Below are 6,533 nucleotides of genomic sequence, written 5' to 3' on the forward strand. Positions count from 1 at the left end.
GCCGTCGCCGGCCATTTCCGGACGATCTCGGAAGACGCTCCGGAGAGATCAACCGTTACAGGGAGTAGGCACACCACAGAAGTTGGACCAGAACCACAACTCGTGAGCAAAGCCCCCCCGCACACCGTGCATGTTAACGGCGGGGCTTCAGCCTGAAGGCTGAAGCCCCGCCGTGTTGGCTTCGCAATGGTGCTAGTAGCCGGGCGGGAGGTCTCCCGCTTCACCGTGCGCTAGCAAGACTCCCAAAAGTGATTCTGCTCGGGTAGATGTCTCGCTTTTGGGGTCTAGGTCGTACTGCCCTTCGGCACGTTCGCCACCGATGCGCCCCTTGACCCACTGAATGCAGACCGGCCTGTCGCCGGTCTTGGCGTGGCAGAACTCCTCAATGACGCTCTGCAGGTCTGCCAGGGTAATGACACTGGCTGGTGCCATGAATACCGGGACGTGCACATCTGAGAGGACCTTGGGGTCGATGTCCGGTGGTGACGGGTTGTCGGAAACCCATACGGAGTCATAGATCCCGCCTTGCTTCGGGTAGTTCTCGCCGACATGCCAGACGGCGCCGCCGAACCCGGTCGACCTGTTGATCGACACCGTGAGCGTGCTGTCGGGATAGGAGGACTCGCCGGCTCGACCGGTATCGAGGATGAACGACGCGTTGTCTCCGTACTCCAGTTCCTCCATCACCTTTCTGATCAGTCGGTTTTCTTCCTCTCGGCTCTCCGGGTGATACCGGTTTCGGTCGATCCAGACGGTCAGGATCACTAGTCCTCCAGCCTGCCAACTCCGTTGATCACTGTCGGAATCATTTTATCGGTCACCGGATCCTTGGACCACACCCTGAGGAAGCTTCCGGCGGGAAGGATCGAACTCACGGCTTGGTAGCAGCCAGCCAATCCCATATCCGACGATTTGCACACGCCCTCGGTATTGTTGATCACCAAATCCAGGCCCAGGGTTCCCTTGTGCTCCTTGAGGTGAAGTCGCATCATCCACGCAACCATCGTCTCGACATGGTCAACCGCCGTGCTGGGCTTCTGAAACCTCCGGAGGAGGTATTCGTCGATGTCTCCCCGGAATTTCGTCCGGCCGCTCTCGATGAGGTTTCCCAGATTCTGGAGTCCGTCCTTTCCTGCGGTGATCAGCTGCCCGACCGTCTTCTCACCCTTAGCCCATGTGGGAAGTTTGTCGAAGACGGACTTGATGTTGATGCAGGTGACGTTGTGGACGAGAAGGGGGGTGTCGCCTGCAAGCACGTAGTACGTGTGCAGGTCGTTGACAGTGAGGTTGTAAGCCGGCTCGAGGCCGGTCCAGTGGCGGACGGACGCGACCTGGGCGGTGGCGCCGGTGTCGGTGCGCAGGTCATCGCCGGAGCGGATGTCGACGGCGTCGGTCCACTGGCTGGTGTTGGGGAGCCAGTAGGGGTGGTGGTTGGTGGAGGTGACGACGGAGGTCTTGCCGTCCGGGGTGGTGACGGTGAGTTCGGTGAAGTCGGTGTCGTTCGGGGTGTAGATGGTGTCGTCGACGATGCGGGGCCCGGATGTGCCGGTGACGGGGTCGGTGGCGGTGACGGTGTCGCCGGTGCGTATCTGTTCGATGGCGCGGGGCGTCCCGTCGCCCATGAGGACGCGGGTGCCGGCGGGGAAGCTGTTGGTGCAGGTGTCGGGCAGGCCGAGGAGCCTGCGGAGGAACGGGGAGTCGCCGGCCTTGCCGTTGATCCACCTGAGGACGGCGTTGTCGGACTCGGCGAGCTTTTCGCCCCACTTGAAGTACTTGGCGACGCCGCGGGCGATACGGAAGCCGGGGATGATGCTGAGGCATGAGAGGGCGAATTCCTCTCCGCTGCCGTAGTCGGCAAAGTATTCCCCGCCGTACCAGACGCAGTTGGCTCCGGCCGCGATCGAGCCCATTCCGGGGAGGAAGCTGGCGATGTCGAGTTCGGTGTGGCCGATGAGGGAGAACTGGTCGTACCAGCTCGGACCGTTGTCACCGCTGCTCAGAAGGGATGCCTTGAGGGCCTCCATCTGCGCATCCCGCTGCGCCTGTTCGCGGGCTTCCTTCGCCTGTTGCTGGGCGATGGCTTCCTTCTGGGCGGTGTCGGCGATGGCGCGGGCCTGGTCGCGGCTTGTGCCGGCGTTCTCGGCGGACTGGCGGGCCTCGGCGACCGCCGCGTAGGCGATGGCCGCAGAGGCGCGTGCGGCGGCTGCGCTGGCTTCGGCGTAGTTCGCTGATTGCTGTGCGGATGCCGCTGCGTTGTTGGCCCGGCTCTGGGCAGTGCGTGCGGTGGCGGCGTAGCCCACAGCCTTGGTGGCCGAGGCCTGGGCGTTGTCGGCCGAGGTCTTAGCTTGCTGGGCGTAGGTGGCGGCTTGGGCGGCTGCTGCGTTGGCCTGGGCTGCAGCGTTGTTGGCGTCGTTGGCCGCGCCAGCGGCGATGGCTGCTGCCTGGGCGGCCTGGGCCGCGTTCTGCTGGGCAAGCGCCGCCACCTGGGATGCACCATTGATCGCATTGTCGATGGTGGCGAGGTGGGCCGCGGTGAGCTGGTCCTGCTGCTGGGCCTGGTACTGGCCGGTTGTCAGGAAGTCGGTGAGGACAGGGTAGGGGCCTTCGAGGGCAATCTGGGCAGCGGACTTGACCTCGTCGCCGCCGGTCTCAATGAGCTGGGAGACCTTGACGCGGTCGTCGCTGGCCTTCGCGGTGTACTGGCCTTGGGTGAGGAAGGCGACGAGGGCGTCGGGGGTGTTGGTTTCCAGGGCTGCTTTGGCGGCTTCCTGGAGGCGGGGGCCGCCGGTCTCGATGAGCTGGGAGACCTTGATCCGGTATTGGCTGAGGGCTGCGGTGTGGCGGCCGGTCTGCAGGAAGGCGTGGACCTGGGCGCCGTCGCCCTCGAGCGCGGCGGTGGCAGCGGCGCGGACGGTGTCGTACTCGCTCTTTTCGGCGATGTAGTGGGCTTCGACACGTTCGTCCTGCTCGGTGGCGGTCTGCCAGGCGGTGCGAACGTAGTCGATGACGGCTTCGTCGCTGCCGGCGAGTGCGTACTCGGCGGCGGACTTGGCCCAGGGGCCTCGGACCTTGAGGGCGGTGAGTGCCATCTTGCGGCCGGCGGCCGCGATGGTGGCGGTGTCGGTGCCGGGCTGGGCTGCCTGGGCCGCGAGTTGGACGGACTCCTGGTCCAGGCGCAGGGCCTGGGCCTTGGCGTTGTCGGCCTCGCGCTGGCTGGCGTCGGCGGCGGCCTTCATGTTCTGGGCCTGGACGATGCCGTTGGCCTTGCGGGAGGTGCGCTCCTCGGCCTCGGCGGCCTGGGCCTGCTGGTGGACCTGGCGGGCCTTGGCGACGGCTGTGTCGGCGTCGGCGGCGGCCTGCCGGGCGCTCTCGGCGTGAGCGGCGGACTGCTGGGCCGCGTTGGTGGCGTTGCCCGCGTTGACGGAGGCGTTGCGCGCGGAGGCGGCGGCCTTGGTGGCGCGATCGGCGGCGGAATTGGCGGCGTCGCGGGCCTCGGCCGCGTACTGGCCGGCGGCGCCGGCGAGCTGGGCGGCGGCCTTGGCCGAGCGGGTGGCCTCGCCGGCGTTGCGGCGCGCCTGGGCGGCGGCCTGCCTGGCCCTGGTGGAGGAGGCACCAGCCTGGTCGGCGAAGCCGCCGGCCTGGTCCGCGCTGTCCGCGGCAGCGTTCACGTTGGCGGTCGCGGAATCGGCCTTCTCAGCCGCGATCTTCGCATCGAAGGCGGCGCTGGCGGCGCGGTCGGCGGCCTTGGCGGCGTAGCCGGTCAGGACGGCGGCCTGCGCGGCGGAGGCGGCGGCGTCCTCGTCAACCTTGGCCTGGGCGGCGGAGGCGAGGGCGCGGGTGGTGGCCTGAGCGGCTCCGGCGGCCGCAGCGGCGGCGCGGCCGGCGGCGGTGGAGGCGGTCTTGGCGGCCTGGACGGCGGCCTGGGCGGCGGCAATCGAGGCCCGGGCTGCGTCGGAGGCGCGCTGGGTGGCCTCGGCGGCGCGGTTGGCTGCGGCCGTGGCCCGCTGGGCGTCGTTCTTGGCGGCGAGGGTCTCGGCGGTGGCGTCGGCGGTGGCCTGCTTGGCGAGCTGGGCGGCCTCCACGGCCCGATCGGAGGCCTCGACAGCAGCGTCCTTCTTGCGTACCGCCTCATCACCGGCCGCCTGCGCCTGCTGGACGAGCTGGTCGATGCTCGCGTGTTCCTGATCGCGGGCGGCGGCTATGTTCTGGCCGGTTTCCAGGAAGGTGCGGATCTCCTCCGCGCTGCCCTCCAGCGCGATTCGGGCGGCCTGCTTGGTCGCCTCCCCGCCGGTCTCCGCGAGCTGTGAGACCTTGATGCGGTTGTCGCTGTCGCGCAGCGTGAACTGGGTCTGGTCGAGGAAGGCCTGGACGTCTGCGATGGGCTTGTCCAGGGCGGCGAGGGCCGCGGCCTTCGTGTGAGGTCCGCCGGCCTCGGCGATCTGGGACACCAGGACGCGCTGGTCCTGTTCCATCGGCGTCTTCCAGCCGGTGGTGACGAACGTGGCGACGTCCTGGTCGGTGCCCGCGAGCGCGGTCTCGGCGGCCTTGCGAAGCCGGGGGCCGCCGACGGCGACCATCTGCAGGGCGGCGCCGCGGTTGTCTTTGGCCTCGGCTTTGGCCAGTTCGCCGTCCTGCGGGCTTTGCGGTGTGCCGAGGAAGAGGCGGACTTGGTCGGCTGTGCCGGTCAGGGCGATCTCGGCCGCGGCCTTGACGCTCGGTCCGCCGCTCTTCCACGCCTGCAGGACCCGGCCGCGGTCGCTGAGCTGCGGTGCCGGGGCCACCGGCGGCGGTGTCTCGTCCGCCGCGACCGGGGAGGCGGAGAGCGTGGACGCCAGCAGCGTTATCGGCAGCACCGTGCGGCACAGCAGCCTGAGCCCAGCCCTCCTTCCCCGGAATCCGAAGTTCTTCAATGAACCCATGAATACCTCACTCAAAATCGATATAAATTGATTTCGGGCAGCGCAAATCCAGGCCTTGGAAATTGGTTACAACAAGGCCTCGGAGGTGGGATTGAACGCGGCTGACCAGCCAGCTTCTCCCCCGGCACCCTACTTGACGCGCTCTCAAACATGTGGATCGATGCAGTTGGTGAGCTTACATTAGAATCTGCTCCCGACAGTGAATCAAGCCATCGCAAACTAACGGCAAATGTCCAATTTTGCCGCGTTCTGCAGGTGCTTGACTTGCCCCTCAATCTGATAAGGCGTCATGAGAAACCACTCACGCATACGCGGCATCGCCGCCGCGTCAACCGCTCTCGTCCTGGCCACGGTCGCGGGCTGGACCACCGCCGGGGCCGCCACCGGCGACTCCACCGCCCCGGCCACCGCCGACACCCCCAAGACCGCCGCCGAGACCTTCGCCTACCCCGGCGCCGACCAGATCCTCGCCACCCGCGGCATCACCCTGACCCGCGGCGACGGCGGCATCACGGTCACCGACTGCGGCAAGGCCGGCAGCTTCCAGATCAAGGTCAACGCCGTCACCACCCCGGCGAACAACGACGACATGATCTGCTTCGCCGCCCCCGGCGCCTCCGGCTACCTGGCCCTGAGCATCCCGCAGGCCTACCGCATCACCACCTACGGCCGCTCCGTCCAGGCCAGCCTGTCCACCGACCAGAAGCCCACCGAAACCGTCAACGTCGCCGCCGACACCACCAAGGGCATCGGCGAGTCCGTCGACCCCAACAGCAGGTCGGTTGTCCTCGAGCTGCGGGTCACCGGCTCCAACGCCACCCCACCCGCGCCGCAGCCCATCGACCCCGCCCTCGCCTTCGCCGTCAAGCTCAACATCGGAGGCGGCAAGCGCGCCTGCACCGCCACCCTCGTCGACCGCTACTGGCTGCTCACCGCCGCCAGCTGCTTCACCGACACTCCCGACGACCTGACCACCGTGACCGCCGGCGCACCCAAGGACAAGACCACCGCCACCATCTGGCGCACGGATCTCACCAACACCACCACCGGCGCGATCATCGACGTCGTCGAGCTCACCCCGCGCACCGACCGCGACCTGGTCATGGCCCGCCTCGCTGTTCCAGTCAACGGCGTCACCCCCGCCATCGTCGGCGCCACCGCACCGGCGACGGGCGACAGCCTGCGCATCCCGGGCTACGGCCGCACCGCCACCGACTGGGTCCCCACCAAGATCCACACCACAAGCCACACGGTCGGCGCCGTCGCCGCCACCACTATCGACACCACCCCCTCCACCAGCCAGGCACCCGTCTGCCAAGGCGACGCTGGCGCACCGCTGCTGCGCGACACAAGCCGGACGCCTGAGATCGTCGCGGTGGCCTCACGTTCGTGGCAGGGCGGCTGCCTCGGGACCCCTGCCACCGAGACCCGGACCGGGGCCTCCAGCACACGCGTCGACGATCTGGCCGGATGGGTGCAGCAGACCGTTGCCGCGTGGGGTGTCAAGGTCGACTACTCGTCCGCGGTCGTGAACTCCGTCTACAACCCCGACACCAGGACCGCCGAGATCTTCGCGCTGGGCACCGACGGCGTCCTCGCCCACAACTCCAAGAA

General features: G+C 68.1%; 3 protein-coding genes. 1 reads left to right on the plus strand and 2 read right to left on the minus strand.

Features of this window, described 5'->3' with window-relative positions; all coding sequences use genetic code 11:
- Nucleotides 1-192: 192 nt before the first annotated feature.
- Together ACGF07_RS35460 and ACGF07_RS35465 are read right to left on the minus strand one after the other, a co-directional pair.
- Nucleotides 193-765, minus strand: a complete 573-nt coding sequence (locus tag ACGF07_RS35460) for an Imm1 family immunity protein (RefSeq protein ID WP_392905784.1) — start codon at nt 763-765, stop codon at nt 193-195.
- Nucleotides 765-4,919 (minus strand): polymorphic toxin-type HINT domain-containing protein, encoded by a 4,155-nt coding sequence (locus ACGF07_RS35465; protein WP_392905787.1) that lies wholly within the window; start codon nt 4,917-4,919, stop codon nt 765-767. The genes ACGF07_RS35460 and ACGF07_RS35465 overlap by 1 nt, the downstream gene beginning before the upstream one ends.
- Nucleotides 4,920-5,208: 289 nt before the next feature.
- Here ACGF07_RS35465 and ACGF07_RS35470 point away from each other — a divergent pair.
- The coding region (locus tag ACGF07_RS35470; protein ID WP_392905789.1) for a trypsin-like serine protease at nt 5,209-6,533 on the plus strand (1,325 nt) is incomplete at its 3' end.

This window comes from Kitasatospora sp. NPDC048194, from assembly GCF_043202455.1.
GTDB lineage: Bacteria > Actinomycetota > Actinomycetes > Streptomycetales > Streptomycetaceae > Kitasatospora.

What these genes read in the sequence shown, in the direction of transcription:
- ACGF07_RS35465 (WP_392905787.1), bottom strand. Translation starts at nt 4,919, where the DNA reads ATGGGTTCATTGAAGAACTTCGGATTCCGGGGAAGGAGGGCTGGGCTC.